Consider the following 14,461-nt stretch of genomic DNA (forward strand, 5'->3'; position numbering starts at 1 on the left):
ATCAACTTACTGTGGTGCTGCCTTGGACGAGCCGAAAAAGGACGTGATCCGCGAGACGGACGCCGAAGCGATCCGGCTGGCGAAGACGCTTCTGCGCAGCGCCCGCTTTGGCGCCCTGGCGGTGATCGAACCGCAAACCGGCTCGCCGCTGGCCAGCAGGGTCGGCGTGGCCACCGACATCGACGGCGCGCCGCTGATCCTGGTTTCGATGCTTTCGGCGCACACCGGCGCTCTGCTTGCCGATCCGCGCTGTTCCCTGTTGCTCGGCGAACCGGGCAAGGGCGACCCGCTGGCGCACCCGCGCCTGACATTGATCTGCCAGGCGGCACGGCTTGAGCGCGGATCAGCCGAACACGCCCGCACCGAGCGCCGTTATCTCAATCACAATCCCAGGGCGAATCTTTACGCCGGTCTCGGCGACTTTTCGATCTTTCGCCTCGGTCCGCAACGCGCCAGCCTCAACGGCGGCTTCGGCAAGGCCTATCAGCTCGATCGATCGGATTTGCTCGCCAGCGGACCGGTCGTCGAGGAACTCGCGGCGCGCGAACAATCCGCCATCGACCACATGAACGCCGACCATCTCGACGCAATCGCCGTTTACGCACAGCATTTCGCCAAAGCGTCCGGAAACGGCTGGCGTGTTGCCGGATTCGATGCCGATGGCATGGATCTGGTGTCGGGCGACGATGTTTGCCGGGTCTTTTACCCACACCCTTTGGCGGCGGCAGGCGAATTGCGGCACGTTCTGGTCGATATGGCCAAGGCCGGCCGAGCCATGGCCGACGCCGGGACTGAGACTTAATTATGCTGGATCAAAAGCAACACTTGAGATTTAAGTGAAATGCTCTACCTTTTGGTGACGCTGAATCGCCAGCGCCGATCGACAAGTGAATTTATGGAATCAGACGCCATTGCCCCCATGGCGTCGGGATGAACAGGAAGCATGGGGGATCGATGGTCTCGACAAAGCTAATCGTGAACGCCGAATCGGCGGCAGAGTTTCTCATGCTGATGGGCAATGAGAAGCGACTGTTGATCATGAGCTATCTCGCCGAAGGTGAAATGTCGGTTGGAGCCATTGCTGAGAAGGTGATGCTCAGCCAATCCGCCCTGTCCCAGCACCTCGCCAAGTTGCGGGCGCTCGACCTGGTCGAGACCCGCCGCGACCGGCAGATGATCTACTACTCCTGCAAATCCGACGCCGTGCGAGAACTGCTTGTCATGCTGGACGGCATTTTCGGCAGCGGCAAGGATGACCTGTCCCAGATGGCGCACCGTTTGCGCCGTGCTGGAACCTGACCACATAGCGCCGATCTCGCCGGTGATTTCAGAGCGACATGCGCCCATCCGGGGCGTACAGAGCTGGCTGATTGTCCCGAATTGTCGCATCGTGCTTTCCAAACAAGGTGAGCGCCGGGAAGCGGTCCGGATTTTCGGGCCGATGCGACGGTCGCGAGGAATGCATGGATCCCATTCGCATCGACGACCCGCAAGATCCGCGCGTCGCTGCCTATCTCGACATTCGCGAGCGTGACCTCGCCGGCCGGCAAGGCCGCTTCGTCGCCGAAGGCAAGGTGGTGCTCGACCTGCTGCTCTCGACCGGGCGCTTTGCCGCCGAATCGATCCTGGTCCTGGAAAACCGGCTGGCAGGTCTCGACAACATCCTGAGCAAGGCGCCCGCCGACCTCCCGGTCTATGTCGCCACCAGCGCGGTGATGGACGCTATCGCCGGATTTCATATGCATCGCGGAATCCTGGCCATTGGCCGCAAGGGAGAGCCGCAGCCGGCCGAAGACCTGCTCGATGGCTTGCCGCCTCGGGCGCTCGTCGTAGTGCTCGTCGGTATCGCCAACCATGACAATGTGGGCTCGATCTTCCGCAATGCCGCCGCCTTTGGCGCTGACGCTGTTCTGCTGGATGCGACATGCTGCGACCCGCTCTATCGCAAGGCGATCCGCGTTTCGGTCGGCGCCGCGCTCAAGATCCCCTTCGCATCGTTCTCCGATACCGCCGGCTTCACAACGATGCTCGCCCGACGTGGCTTCGAACAATTCGCGCTGTCGCCACGCGGGAAGACCGACATCCGCGATGCGCAGCGCAGTAAGCGCCTGGCGCTCTATCTCGGCACCGAGGGCGAAGGCTTGCCGGACAACCTGCTCGCAAGCCTGCGCAACGTGCGGATTACCATGGCGGAAGGCTTCGACAGCCTGAATGTCGCCGCGGCTTCAGCCATCGCGCTGCATCATTTTTCGGCTAGAGCAATTCTAGGAAAAGTGTGAAGCGGTTTTCCGTCCAGAATTGCGTCAAAGCAAAGAGTTCGGGCATTTCGCCGTTTCCGTGAAACGGTGAAATACTCTAAAGAGGCCTGATTCAGCTTGTCGCGTCAGCCTTCTGCAGCGCGCGCACGCGGTCGGCAAGACTGCGGTCACCGTTGCCGGAGCGGGCGTCCGACGGTACCGCCAATGCCTTGGCGACCGGCGAACCAGGCCCCTCGAGCTTCGCCGTCAGATGGACGACCTCCGCCGCCAGCGCGTTCATCTGCTCGCGCAAGGCAGAGCTGCTGTCCGTGGCCTTGGACGCGGCCAGTGCGGTGAGGTCGGCCTTCAGCCGCTTGTTCTCGCGCGCCAGCGCCGTCAGCCTCGCCTCGAGCTGCTCACGGTCACTGTCGAGCTTGGCGATTGCCTTGTCCAAATCATCACTCCTGGCGACATCGCCGCCCTTGCCGACCAGCCGCAAGGCTGGCGCGCTGTCTTCGGATTTCGATCTTTCGCGCATGCGTGCCAGTTCCTTTTCGCGGCGGTCGAGTTTGTCTTCGCGATCGGCAAGTGTGGCCAGCAGCCGCTCGACCTTCTTGTCGAGCTCGGCGGTCCTTTTCTTCTCGGCTTTCAGAGCGTCCCGCGCGGCCTTGCTTTCGGCCGCGATTTCCTGGCCGCGCCTGTCGGCTTCCTTGCGCTGGCCGCGCAGCATCGCAATGTCACTGGCGAGTTTCTGCATTTCGGACTCTCGCGCCACGAGCTCGATCTGCCGGCTGCTCGAGGAAAAACTGGCATCGTCATACATGCGCTCCAGCTTTTCCAGCTCAACTGCGCGCTTTTCCAGCTTGCGCTCGGTTTCCTTCAACCGCTCCGAAAGCTGCTGCAACTCGCCCTCTCGTTGACGCAGCGCTTCGTTCTTCGCGCCCAGCTCGGTCAGCGCCTGGTTCTTGTCCGTCCGCTCGACCGCCAGGCCCTTCATGGCCTCGCGACCGCGATTGATCTCGACGAGTTGTTCGGCCGCCTTCTCTCGCAACGCCTTGACGCTGATTTCCAGGCGGCGCGTCGTCATAGCGTATTCGGCGCGGATGCGATCCTTGTCCGCCTGGATCTCGGTTTGCGTCAGAGGGATCGAGGATTCGACGCGTCTGCGTGTAAGCGCGACCGCACGACGCCATATGGCCGGAGCCACCATGAGCGCCAGAAAGCCAGCGCAGAGAAAGCCGAGGACGAAGAACAGGACCGACTGGACCAAGTGACTACCCGTTGTGGCCGGTAAGCATCAAACAAGATAAACCAAAAGCGCATAGAGCGCTTGACTGTGCCACGTTGACATGGCGGAAATCCAGCGTTGCGGCAAGGGTTTGCCGCAACGCCACGAGTTTAATGCATGTCGACCCAAAAGCGGTCCCGGTTTTGGGCAACGACAGCCAAGGACTTCAGCTTAGAACGGATTCCAGGTGGCGCGCTCGGTAAGCTTCAGATAGCCGAGATTGACGCCAAGCCGGGCACCGACACCGGTGCGGATCGGCACCAAAATCACATTGTTGTTCTTCAGCACGTTGAAGCCGACGCCAGCCACCACATAGGCCGAACCGGCGACGCCGCCATAGCGGTTATAGAGGCTGCCCACATCGTCGAGATTGTAGACCAGCATCATCACCCGCGACCCCTCGCCGCCGAAATCCCAGCCGAGTGACGGGCCTTGCCAGAACACTTTGTGGTCGCCGGCATTCTTGGTGTAGAGCGTGCCTTCGCCATAGGTCAGGCCACCGATCAGCGCACCCGAGCCTTCTTCGCCCAGCAGATAGCCGTTGGGCAGGCCGTAGGAGGCAAAAATCTTCTCGATCACCGTGGCGAGCCCGCCCGATGTCGCGCCAAAAAATTTGTGACCGGAATCGACAATCTCTTGAGCGGTGTATTCCTGGGCCCGCAGGGCTGAAGTCGAGAAGACGAGAACGCCCAGGAGCGTGACCGCCATTGAGAAGACACGGAGAAAGCTCCGGTCGTAGTATCGGGAAAACATGCTTCCAATCTCCGTCAGGGAGCACCTTCGCCGACGCCTCGCACCCCGTACGGCTCTTTTAGCCGGCCGTTAAGGGTAACTGTTAGGGGCAAACTATGCCGTAATCCTTTTTCAACCATTAAGCTCACACATGAACATGGCGGTTCGAAGGCTGTTTGGGGTCGCTCAAGTGGGGCCGGCAGCCTGCGTGAACACGCCATTTGCCACAACCACAATTTGGATTTGTTGCTGCACGCACGGGCGCTGTGTATTCAGAAAGCCCGAGGAGAGAGTGCGTGATTCGTGTGGCAGGCGACGATCGATCGCCCGGCCATGAGTTGTGAGATTTTGCAGGGATTTTTCGCCGATGGCCGATCTGTTCACCCTTTCCGCACCCGATCTGGCAGCGCTTTTGTGCAGTCGGGTCTGCCACGACATCATCTCGCCGGTCGGCGCGATCAACAACGGGCTCGAATTGCTTGATGAAGGCGGCGCCGACGAGGACGCGATGAAGCTGATCCGCCAGAGCGCCCGCAACGCTTCGGCCCGCCTGCAGTTCGCCCGCATCGCCTTCGGTGCCGCCGGCTCGGCCGGCATGTTGATCGATACCGGCGATGCCGAAGCGGTCGCCATCGCCTTCCTCAAGAACGAAAAGCCGGAACTGACCTGGAACGGGCCCCGCGCGTTGCTGCCCAAGAACAAGGTCAAGCTGCTGCTCAACCTGATCCTCGTCGCCAATGCCGCCATTCCGCGCGGCGGCAAGCTTTCCGTGACGCTGGAAAATCTTGAGACCGAACCGCGTTTCGCGCTTGCGTCGGCCGGCCCGATGCTGCGTGTGCCGCCGAAGTTCCTCGAACTGCATTCCGGCCACAAGCCGGAGGAACCGATCGACGCGCATTCCGTGCAGCCCTACTACACGCTGCTTCTGGCGCGCGAAGCCGGCATGACGATATCGATCCACGCGACGCCGGAAGAAATCGTCCTTTCTGCGGCCTGATTGCGCAGCCGATAAAGCGAAGTATTTCTACATTGAAATCTGTAATTCCAGCTCATCGACTTGAGATGCATCTGGTCGTCCAGGCAGTGCCAAAGCATTCGCGAATAAAAGCAGGCACCTGCCTATCTTTGTAAAAATTTTACCTAACGCCTTTTCGGCTTCTTTACCAGATTGGCCTATGGTCCGCCCTGGATGCCCCCGACGCTACCGGACTGCCAGAAGGCAAAGAGGACCCGGAAATGAAACGCTGCATGTTCGTCGACGATTCAAGCGTCATCAGGAAGGTTGCAAAACGCATCCTGGGCGGCTCCGAAATGATTGTCATCGAGGCCGCCAGCGGACTTGACGCGCTGGAGATGTGCGCCGCCGACATGCCCGACATCATCGTCGTCGATGGCGCCTTGCCCGACGTACCGGCGGTCGATCTCATCCGTCGCGTCCGCGCCATGGAGAGCCCGATAAGGCCGCAGATCCTGATTTCCCTGGTCGAGCTCGATATTGCTTCGATCATGCGGGCCAAGCGCGCCGGCGCCCAGGGCTATCTCTTGAAGCCATTCAACCGCCCGCAGCTGCTCGAGCGCTTTCGCACCTTGAAGAGCGCACCTGATTCGGCATCCTTGAGCAATTCCAGAAAAAGTGCGTGACGGTTTTCTGCTCGGAAGCCCGAAAACAGACTGTTACCAGCCCATCATGCAAAAACCCGGCCGAAGCCGGGTTTTTTATTGAAAAGATTCGAACGATTCGTCGCTCAGGCGCTGACGCGAATGTCTTCCGGTTCGCGCAGCACATAGCCGCGTCCCCAGACCGTTTCGATGTAGTTCTGACCGCCCGATGCCGCGTCGAGCTTTTTGCGCAGCTTGCAGATGAAGACGTCGATGATCTTCAATTCAGGCTCGTCCATGCCGCCATAGAGGTGGTTGAGGAACATTTCCTTGGTCAGCGTGGTGCCTTTGCGCAGCGAAAGCAACTCCAGCATCTGGTATTCCTTGCCGGTCAGGTGCACCCGCTGGCCGCCGACCTCGACTGTCTTGGCATCGAGGTTGACCACGAGGTCCCCGGTAGTGATGACCGACTGGGCGTGGCCCTTGGAGCGCCGCACGATGGCATGAATGCGGGCAACCAGCTCATCCTTGTGGAATGGCTTGGTCATGTAGTCGTCTGCACCGAAGCCGAGGCCGCGCACCTTGTCCTCGATGCCGGCCATGCCGGAGAGGATGAGAATAGGCGTTTTGACCTTGGAAAGGCGAAGCGTTCTCAAGACCTCGTAGCCCGACATGTCAGGCAGGTTGAGATCGAGAAGAATGATATCGTAGTCGTAGAGCTTGCCTAGATCGACGCCCTCTTCACCGAGATCGGTCGTGTAGACGTTGAAACTTTCCGATTTCAGCATCAGTTCGATGCTTTGTGCGGTTGCACTGTCATCTTCTATCAGCAGAACACGCATTTCATTCCCCTTTTCTGCTGCCGGACCATTTCACGACCCGTCCGGACCCGGAGCAGTGGTTGCCTTGTGCAGAGGCTGCCATTGAATGGTTAACAAATCCTAATTTCCCGTCCATGACGGTACCAGATTTTTTAACCTCTTTCTACACCCTCTTGAATCTAATAACGAATCTCAGAACCAAATTCTAATGCAACACATTAACAACCTGGACTAAGCGACTCCAGGGACTCATCGACGTCGCTTCCGCATCGGTGGTCGGAATTTTTACCCGGCCTTAAGTCCTGACCCGTATGATTAACAATGCCCGTAAACGAATGGTTACCGTCGGCAAAAAACTTTAGGGTTTTGTTTCCCATAGTTAGGGGAAAGGCGGTGGACACGGGTGCGGCCTGGGCGTTTCCAGGTGGTTTGGACGATAGATGCGGGTGTGCGTTTCCGGGAGTACCGAATCATGAAGTCACGTGAAAACCTCGTTCGGCTGAAACAGTTTCAGGTGAATGAGAAGCGGCGGCAGCTGCTGCAGCTCGACATGATGATCGCCGAGTTCGAACGCATGGCCGTCGAGCTGGAGCTTCAGATCACCGCCGAGGAAAAGAAGGCCGGCATCACCGACATCAACCATTTCGCCTATCCGACCTTCGCCAAGGCGGCGCGTTTGCGCCGCGACAACCTCAGAAATTCGCAAAGCGACCTCGCGCAGCAGCGAAGCACTGCCGAATCATTACTCGGCGAAGCTGAAGCGGAGCTTTCCAAGGCGGAAATGCTGGAATCGCGTGACACCAAGATCCGCGAAGCCGAAATCGGCGGCCGCAGCGCCATGATCGGCTAAGACTGGCGGTTTGCCGCGCCAACGCCCGCCATCAGGCTGGCGCATTGTCGCGGCTTGCGGCTCCGGCGGGAAAAATGAATCCGCCCTACGCGGCCCAATCCCCTTCACTCTCGGCAATTGCCCTTGCACGGGCATCCTTGATATCCGGCGCATGCTGCTCCGCCCATGACCTGATCTGGGTAAGCAGTCCCGCCAGGTTCTGGCCGAGCTCGGTCAATTCATATTCGACGCGCGGCGGAATGACCGGGAAGATCTCGCGCCGCACCAGGCCGTCGCGCTCGAGCACCCGCAGCGTCTGCGTCAGCATCTTCGGCGTGATGCCTTCGAGCTTGCGGGCGAGCTCGCCATTGCGCAGCCGGCCTTTGCGCAGCGCGCAAACCACCAGATAGACCCATTTGCTGGCCAGCATCTCCAGCACGGTGTGCGAAGGACACGTCCGCCGGAACGCATCATAGCCGAAACCGCAATCATCTTCACTATCCATAGGGTGCGTATATATCAGGAAGGTACATACTGGACAAGAGACTATTACTATCCAAATGATAGTGGCATCAACCGAGCAGGAGACATCTCAATGCGTGCCGTTATCCAGAATTCCGTCGGCGGACCCGACGTCCTTGTCATCGCCGATCAGCCGGATCCCACGCCAGAGGCCGGCGAAGTGCTGGTTCGCGTCAAGGCCGCAGGCATCAATCCGGTCGACGGCGCCGTCCGTGCCGGCTACTACCCCTTGCTCGGCGAGCCGCCCTTCATCCTGGGTTGGGACATCTCGGGAACTGTCGAAGCACTCGGCCCCGGCGTCATCGGCTTCAAGATCGGCGACGAGGTGTTCGGCATGCCGCGCTTCCCCAAGCAGGCGGCGGCCTATGCCGAACTGGCTGCCGTGCCTGCCGATCAAATCGCACTGAAGCCGAAGGGCGCGGACCACCTCGAGGCAGGCGCCTTGCCGCTGGCTGGCCTCACTGCCTGGCAAGGTCTCGTCCGTCATGGCAGGCTGGAATCGAGCCAGCGCGTGCTGGTTCACGCCGCAGCCGGCGGCGTCGGTCATCTCGCGGTGCAGATCGCCAAGGCGCGCGGCGCTCACGTCATCGCCACCGCCAGCCCGCAAAAACTCGATTTCGTCCGCAAACTGGGCGCCGACGAAGTCATCGACTACACCAAGGGCGATTTCACCGATCAGGTCCGCGACATCGATCTGGTGCTGGATCCAATGGGCGGCGACCACGCCCAACGCTCGCTGAAGGTGCTCAAGCGTGGCGGCGTGCTGGTGTCATTGCTCGATGTCAGCGACAACACAAGGGCCCAGGCCGGCGCGCGAGACATTCGGGTCGAGCGTATGTCCGTCGTGCCCGACAGTGAGGGCCTGCTGGAACTGGCTCGGTTGATCGATGCCAACAAGCTTGCCGTCCATGTGGCGAAGAGCTTCCCGCTGGACCAGGCGGGGGCCGCTCACGCCTTCCTCGCCACCAAGCCGATCGGCAAGGTTGTGCTGTCGCTCTGAGCGGGAGCGGTGAAAAACAGAAGGGCGCGGGGTTAGCCGCGCCCTTCGTCTAAATTCGCAATGGTCAGTGCCGGTATTGCTGGATGCGTGTCGTGCGCAGCCCGGCAAGGCCATATTCGTCGATCGACGCCTGCCAGGACAGGAATTCCTCGGTGGTGAGCTTGTAGCGTTGGCATGCCTCGTCCAGGCTCAAAAGCCCGCCGCGCACGGCCGCAACCACTTCCGCCTTACGCCGGATAACCCAGCGACGTGTATTGGTCGGCGGCAGATCGGCAATCGTAAGAGGGCTGCCGTCAGGCCCGATAACATATTTGACTCTCGGTCTAACCAGATCGGTCATCGTACTCTCTACAAAAAACTCAAAGACCCAATCCCCGCCACGTTACCGCCACAGCTTTAAAAATTGCCTAAGCAGACCCTAATGACTAGGTAAGGATCATGAACGCCGCGTTAGTCTTTTCGCCGGCATTTGAAACATCTGCCCGCAAACCCTGATTTGCCGGGGAAAATGCATCCCCTGGCGGAGATCGGACGCAACCGGTGAATCGCCCTGCACGCTGGCGCGCCGGTAAAGCTTGACCTATATTCTCGACATTGGCATTGAGGCGCCGTGCAGAACGAAAGCATCATGAACAGTCTCGATCTTCCCGGACGTCCCGAAAACACCCGCATCGTCGTCGCCATGTCGGGCGGTGTCGATTCCTCTGTCGTCGCCGGCCTGCTGAAACGTGAGGGCTACGACGTCGTCGGCGTCACCTTGCAGCTCTACGACCACGGCGCGGCGACGCACCGGGCCGGCTCATGCTGCGCCGGGCAGGACATCGACGATGCCCGCCGTGTCTCCGAGACGCTCGGCATCCCCCATTATGTGCTCGACTACGAGGAACGCTTCCGCAAGGCGGTCATCGATCCCTTCGCCGAGAGCTACGTCGCCGGCGAGACGCCGATCCCGTGCGTTTCCTGCAATCAGACGGTGAAGTTCGCCGACCTCCTGGCCACCGCCAAGGAGCTCGGCGCCGACGCGCTGGCCACCGGCCACTACATCCGTTCCGGCGCCAACGGCGCCCACCGCGCGCTCTACAGGCCGGTCGACGCCGACCGTGACCAGAGTTATTTCCTGTTCGCCACCACGCAGGCACAGATCGATTATCTGCGCTTTCCCCTTGGCGGCCTGCCGAAGCCTCAGGTTCGCGCCATTGCCGAGGAGATGGGGCTGGCGGTTGCCGCCAAGCAGGACAGTCAAGACATCTGCTTCGTGCCGCAGGGCAAGTATTCCGACATCATCGCCAAGCTGAAGCCAACCGCCGCCAATCCGGGCGACATCGTCCACATCGACGGCCGCGTGCTCGGCCGCCATGAGGGCATCCTGCGCTACACGATCGGCCAGCGCCGTGGCATCGGCATCGCTTCCGGCGAGCCGCTTTACGTCGTCCACCTCGATGCCGACCGCGCTCGCGTCGTGGTTGGCCCGCGCGAGGCGCTGGAGACGCACAAGATCTATCTGCGCAACATGAACTGGCTGGGCGACGGACCGCTCACAGACGTCCCTGCTGGCGGCCTGGAGCTGTTCGCCAAGGTCCGCTCGACGCGGCCGCCGCGCCCGGCCGTGCTGCATCATCGTGCCGGTGCCACATGGGTGGAACTGATCGACGGCGAGTCCGGCATCGCGCCGGGCCAGGCCTGCGTGCTCTACTCCGATGACGGCAACGAAGCTCGCGTGTTCGGCGGCGGCTTCATCGAGCGTTCGGAGCGTGGCGCCGAGGCCGAGGCGATGCTGACCCGGCTTGCCGCCAGGCCGGCCCAGATACCTGCCGAATAAGGTTCCCGCCGAATAATCCGCGCTTCAGGAATTCGACTTGGTGTGGGTGACCGTGCCGGCGGTCAGGATGCGCAGCACCCTGATCGCTTCCTCGCCGCTGGTACGCGGTTCGGCACGCGTCTCGATGCACTGGATGAAATGCTCCAGCTCGCGTGTCAGCGGCATGCCCTGGGCAACCGCGACATAGGACGGCTCATTGGTGGTGAAGGCCCATTGGCCGCTGTCCTGCCACACCGCGTGGCGGTAGACGGCTAGCTTGCGTTCCCATGGCTCGACGTCGTCGAACACCGCCATCGCCTTGGTGCCGACCACGGTCAGCCGCCGCTCGCGATAGGGATTGAGACGCGAGGTGAAGAGATGGCTGCGCAGGCCGTTGGGAAAGCGCATGTGCAGATGCGCGAAGTCGCTGAGACTGTCGAGCAGCGCGGCCCCCTCGCCGCGCACCTCGATCGGCTCTGTGCCGGTGATCGCCAGGATCATCGACAGATCGTGCGGCGCCAGGTCCCACAGCGCGTCGTTCTCTGTGTGGAACTTGCCGAGGCCGAGCCGGTGCGAGTGGATGTAGCGGACTTCGCCGAGTTCGCCCTTGTCGATGAGCCCTTTCAGCGTCTCGAAAGCGGGGTGGAACCGCAGGACATGGCCGACCATGAAGACGCGGCCATTGTCCTTGGCCGCCCGCACCGCACGCTCGGCATCGGCAACCGTCAGCGCGATCGGCTTTTCCACCAGCACGTCCTTGCCGGCCTCGACGGCACGCACGGCAAGGTCGGCATGGAATTGCGGCGGCAGTGCCATGACGATGGCGTCGATATCGTCACGGACGAACAACTGGTCCGGCTCGATCGCCAGGCAGTCCTGCTCACTGGCGAAGCCTTCTGCGCGGGCCCGGTTGGTGTCGGAGACCGCGTACAGCGCGCCGAGCGCCTTGAGAGTGCGGATGTGGTTGCTGCCCCAGTATCCGCAACCGAGGACTGCTATGCGCGGCTTCATCTGTTTCAAACTCTAAAAACTCTTGGCCGAGACATAGCGACGTGCCCCTTCGAACTCAACCCCGGCGGCGGCAACCAAATGTCCGCACGGCAAAGCTTTTCGATAATGACGATAAGCCGGCAAGCCGGTTGCTTCGAAGCTTGACAGGCTCACCCTCCCAACCTTATATCCGCGCGACCTTGGCGAACGCCTCCGACATGCCTTTCGATTTGAGGCGGATTTCGGGCCTTTCGCCGCCCTGGCGGGGTAGCTCAGTTGGTTAGAGCACGGGAATCATAATCCTGGGGTCGGGGGTTCAAGTCCCTCTCCCGCTACCAAATTTCTTCAAATAAATTTAGGCGTTTAGGCGTCATCTAGCGCGCCTTCTTTGCCATTCTCAAGTCGCACCATGTTGCAAATGACTACCGTTGATTTCCAAGGGTTTCCTGCAACTATCGGCAGGTCCACGCGACATGGATGCGACCTGAACCCCTTTTCGATGAGCGAAATATAGACCGTGTGTTGAAGGCCAGGCACCGGAGATAATGTTCGACCTCGTGTTGGCCTGCGCTTCGTTGGACGGCGCGCTAGGCATGCTGCTTGCCCACGTGCATGGCTTGCCGATGGTCGAGGGTGCTGACATCGTCAAGAGAATCCCCCACGTCGGCCGACAGGGCTACTTGGCCGGTCAAGGAACGATTCCGCCCTCGGTGGGTTACAAACTCATGATGAACACCATCAAACCCCACGGAATCGGGATTGCGTCCGATGTCGCCAATGCCAAGCCGCCAAGCCGCGGATCGAACGGGCCGAACTCGCGATTGAACGCGCGGAAAAGATGGTGGCCCAAAGCATCGAACGGTCCGGCAGGATTCGGCGTCTGGTCGAGGCCGCCAAACGAGAACGATAGCCCCAAATGACAATGCTGTTCGAACCCTTGGACTCGGATTATCACAAACGCAGCGTGCTTTACCACGCGGCCCGGCTTTCGATGCTCCATGATCGAATGATGATGCGATTCGACAAGGTCGACGAAGCGGCCGACAAAGTTGAAGCTGCGGCGACCGTGCTGGTCGATGTCACCCATGGCTCTGCCGTCGCCGCGTTCCAGGACGCTGTGTTCCGGAATTCGTCGGCAGATTTCCTTCAGATTGAAGCGGGCCAAACCCTCGGGCTCTGAACTGCGAGGGATGGCGGTGATACGGAACCCGCAGAAGGCAACATGCGTTGCCCATGGTTGATTATCTCAAATCGGTTGTCCGGGAACTCATGCCGGCCTGGCTCGTGCGGAAGTCGGTCGGCGTCGACGTTCTAGACCTGAGCAGCAGCCACTCACACGCGACCTGATAGGCGCTGCACCGCCAACGCGATACCGCGGGCCAGTGAGATCGGAACCTCCCGACCGCAGGCTCAACGAGTCGCAACTGTAAGGCAGTCATGCAGCGCTGCCCCCCTGGCCGTCGCTGAGCGGGCCGGTCGTCACCCGGTCGCGATAGCATTGGGCATGCCGGTCGGTCGACTTGTCCAGCATCTTGCGGCCGACATCGCGCACCTTGCCGATCCGACGAACAAGCTTAATCTCCGACAGTTCCTTCCGGAACCAGGGCTTTGGTTGCTCCCCGGCCCGTCGCGGATATAGCAACATGTATATTAGCTGTTACTTGACAATATGCCTACGCTCTGGTTTCCTGATTTAACGGGTGTTTAACCAAGTTCGTTGCGTTTTTTTCGGACGGTGTTGGTATGTCGACTTTGGTTGTCGCCGACCCGCGGGGGGTGTATCTCGCCGGTCTGGAGTGGGTGTTGCAGAAGGCTGGGCACGATGTTGTCGCCCAGTGCCGCCGCCCTGTGGACGTTCTCGCTCATGTGGAGCGCCATCAACCTGATATCGTCATCGTGGGCGTGGATCTCGCGGACCAGCAGACATCAGGTCTCTCCTCACGGCTGAAGGCCGGCAACAGCGCTCTCGGCATCATCTTCATCGTGCAGCCAACCGGCAGGCTCGATGTCAAGGAGATACAGACGCTCGACGTCGACGGCCTGTTTCTGGACGGCATCAGCCACCGCTTTCTCATCGAATGCGTGAATGCGGTGGCGGCGGGCAAGAAGTGGATCGACAACAAGATCGTCCAGCAACTGCTGATGCCCGGGTCGCAGCCGCAGCCAATGTCCCGGCTGACCGGGCGGGAGACCGAGATCGCCGATCTCGTCTCGCGCGGGCTGCGCAACAAGACCATCGCGCAGCGGCTGCATTTATCCGAAGGCACGGTGAAGATGCACCTGCATCACGTCTACGAGAAGCTGCACCTCGGCGGCCGGGCGGAACTGGCCTGGATGACGCACGGCAAAAGCCTCGCCCCCCCCCCAGGAACGGGCCTCCTCTGAAAGCAGCACTTTTTTAACGGGCATCGACGTGAGGCCGGCAGCGGGCCGGAAAGCCGCGCGATGGCATCGGCCGCGATTGCGACAGCCTGCTCTCGGTCCGACCCGCCTGATAACCGGGGCATTGGAGATTGGCTTGGCGGTTGCTGGCTCTCCCCTCCTCCGGTTCCTTCAGCCAAAGAGGCTGGTTGTCGGAAAGCCGCCACAGCATACACCGCAAGCCGCCGCTTTGCATGTCGCCTAGTTTGAGTCCAGAGCCTTGG

The 14,461-nt window shown here is 60.9% G+C and carries 17 protein-coding genes and 1 tRNA gene; 10 read left to right on the forward strand and 8 right to left on the reverse strand.

Features of this window, described 5'->3' with window-relative positions; genetic code table 11:
- Window positions 1-22: 22 nt before the first annotated feature.
- From NKI69_RS14275 to NKI69_RS14285, 3 genes are all read left to right on the forward strand, one after another.
- A complete protein-coding gene (locus tag NKI69_RS14275; RefSeq protein ID WP_023809904.1) occupies window positions 23-802 on the forward strand; it encodes a HugZ family pyridoxamine 5'-phosphate oxidase in 780 nt (259 codons plus the stop codon).
- Window positions 803-954: 152 nt separating this feature from the next.
- Window positions 955-1,299 carry an ArsR/SmtB family transcription factor gene (locus NKI69_RS14280; protein ID WP_023809905.1) on the forward strand — a complete coding sequence of 115 codons (345 nt, stop codon included), beginning with the start codon at window positions 955-957 and terminating at the stop codon, window positions 1,297-1,299.
- Between the two features lie 164 nt (window positions 1,300-1,463).
- Entirely contained in the window at window positions 1,464-2,279 is an 816-nt protein-coding gene (locus tag NKI69_RS14285) for a TrmH family RNA methyltransferase (RefSeq protein ID WP_352721701.1), read from the forward strand.
- 91 nt (window positions 2,280-2,370) lie between these two features.
- On the opposite strand, the gene NKI69_RS14290 is transcribed toward NKI69_RS14285, so the two are convergent.
- Window positions 2,371-3,507 carry a coiled-coil domain-containing protein gene (locus NKI69_RS14290; protein WP_352721703.1) on the reverse strand — a complete coding sequence of 379 codons (1,137 nt, stop codon included), beginning with the start codon at window positions 3,505-3,507 and terminating at the stop codon, window positions 2,371-2,373.
- Window positions 3,508-3,696: 189 nt separating this feature from the next.
- Entirely contained in the window at window positions 3,697-4,233 is a 537-nt protein-coding gene (locus tag NKI69_RS14295; RefSeq protein ID WP_245273156.1) for a DUF1134 domain-containing protein, read from the reverse strand.
- Between the two features lie 391 nt (window positions 4,234-4,624).
- Between NKI69_RS14295 and chpT the strand changes: the two genes are divergently transcribed.
- Both chpT and NKI69_RS14305 read left to right on the forward strand, forming a co-directional pair.
- Window positions 4,625-5,254: a histidine phosphotransferase ChpT gene (gene chpT, locus NKI69_RS14300; protein ID WP_024504504.1), complete on the forward strand. Its 630-nt coding sequence runs from the start codon at window positions 4,625-4,627 to the stop codon at window positions 5,252-5,254.
- Window positions 5,255-5,493: 239 nt separating this feature from the next.
- Complete coding sequence (locus NKI69_RS14305; protein ID WP_024504503.1) at window positions 5,494-5,898, forward strand: response regulator; 405 nt, start codon at window positions 5,494-5,496, stop codon at window positions 5,896-5,898.
- Window positions 5,899-6,002: 104 nt separating this feature from the next.
- Here the strand turns inward: NKI69_RS14305 and ctrA are convergent, their stop codons facing one another.
- Window positions 6,003-6,698 carry a response regulator transcription factor CtrA gene (ctrA, locus tag NKI69_RS14310; protein ID WP_006203583.1) on the reverse strand — a complete coding sequence of 232 codons (696 nt, stop codon included), beginning with the start codon at window positions 6,696-6,698 and terminating at the stop codon, window positions 6,003-6,005.
- A 451-nt stretch (window positions 6,699-7,149) separates the two neighbouring features.
- Here ctrA and NKI69_RS14315 point away from each other — a divergent pair, with 451 nt between their 5' ends.
- Complete coding sequence (locus NKI69_RS14315) at window positions 7,150-7,527, forward strand: flagellar export protein FliJ (RefSeq protein WP_109659601.1); 378 nt, start codon at window positions 7,150-7,152, stop codon at window positions 7,525-7,527.
- 85 nt (window positions 7,528-7,612) lie between these two features.
- On the opposite strand, the gene NKI69_RS14320 is transcribed toward NKI69_RS14315, so the two are convergent.
- On the reverse strand, window positions 7,613-8,011 hold the full coding sequence (locus NKI69_RS14320; protein ID WP_023809911.1) for a winged helix-turn-helix transcriptional regulator: 399 nt from the start codon (window positions 8,009-8,011) through the stop codon (window positions 7,613-7,615).
- A 90-nt stretch (window positions 8,012-8,101) separates the two neighbouring features.
- On the opposite strand from NKI69_RS14320, the gene NKI69_RS14325 reads away from it, so the two are divergent.
- On the forward strand, window positions 8,102-9,028 hold the full coding sequence (locus tag NKI69_RS14325) for an NADP-dependent oxidoreductase (protein ID WP_352721705.1): 927 nt from the start codon (window positions 8,102-8,104) through the stop codon (window positions 9,026-9,028).
- Between the two features lie 64 nt (window positions 9,029-9,092).
- Here NKI69_RS14325 and sciP read toward each other — a convergent pair whose 3' ends face one another.
- On the reverse strand, window positions 9,093-9,368 hold the full coding sequence (gene sciP / locus NKI69_RS14330; RefSeq protein WP_013529904.1) for a CtrA inhibitor SciP: 276 nt from the start codon (window positions 9,366-9,368) through the stop codon (window positions 9,093-9,095).
- 288 nt (window positions 9,369-9,656) lie between these two features.
- Between sciP and mnmA the strand changes: the two genes are divergently transcribed.
- Window positions 9,657-10,847: a tRNA 2-thiouridine(34) synthase MnmA gene (gene mnmA, locus NKI69_RS14335; RefSeq protein ID WP_023809913.1), complete on the forward strand. Its 1,191-nt coding sequence runs from the start codon at window positions 9,657-9,659 to the stop codon at window positions 10,845-10,847.
- Window positions 10,848-10,871: 24 nt separating this feature from the next.
- Here mnmA and NKI69_RS14340 read toward each other — a convergent pair whose 3' ends face one another.
- On the reverse strand, window positions 10,872-11,837 hold the full coding sequence (locus tag NKI69_RS14340; protein WP_352440334.1) for a Gfo/Idh/MocA family protein: 966 nt from the start codon (window positions 11,835-11,837) through the stop codon (window positions 10,872-10,874).
- A gap of 240 nt (window positions 11,838-12,077) precedes the next feature.
- On the opposite strand from NKI69_RS14340, the gene NKI69_RS14345 reads away from it, so the two are divergent.
- Window positions 12,078-12,154 (forward strand) — tRNA-Met (locus tag NKI69_RS14345).
- A 377-nt stretch (window positions 12,155-12,531) separates the two neighbouring features.
- Here the strand turns inward: NKI69_RS14345 and NKI69_RS14350 are convergent.
- Both NKI69_RS14350 and NKI69_RS14355 read right to left on the reverse strand, forming a co-directional pair.
- The gene (locus tag NKI69_RS14350; RefSeq protein WP_196815309.1) at window positions 12,532-12,981 is read right to left on the reverse strand and encodes a hypothetical protein; all 450 of its coding nucleotides are present in this window, start codon (window positions 12,979-12,981) and stop codon (window positions 12,532-12,534) included.
- 270 nt (window positions 12,982-13,251) lie between these two features.
- Complete coding sequence (locus tag NKI69_RS14355; RefSeq protein ID WP_023809917.1) at window positions 13,252-13,461, reverse strand: hypothetical protein; 210 nt, start codon at window positions 13,459-13,461, stop codon at window positions 13,252-13,254.
- A 98-nt stretch (window positions 13,462-13,559) separates the two neighbouring features.
- Between NKI69_RS14355 and NKI69_RS14360 the strand changes: the two genes are divergently transcribed.
- Window positions 13,560-14,201: a response regulator transcription factor gene (locus NKI69_RS14360; protein ID WP_023809918.1), complete on the forward strand. Its 642-nt coding sequence runs from the start codon at window positions 13,560-13,562 to the stop codon at window positions 14,199-14,201.
- Window positions 14,202-14,461 lie beyond the last annotated feature (260 nt).

The sequence above is a fragment of the Mesorhizobium sp. M0491 genome, assembly GCF_040321265.1.
Taxonomy (GTDB): domain Bacteria; phylum Pseudomonadota; class Alphaproteobacteria; order Rhizobiales; family Rhizobiaceae; genus Mesorhizobium.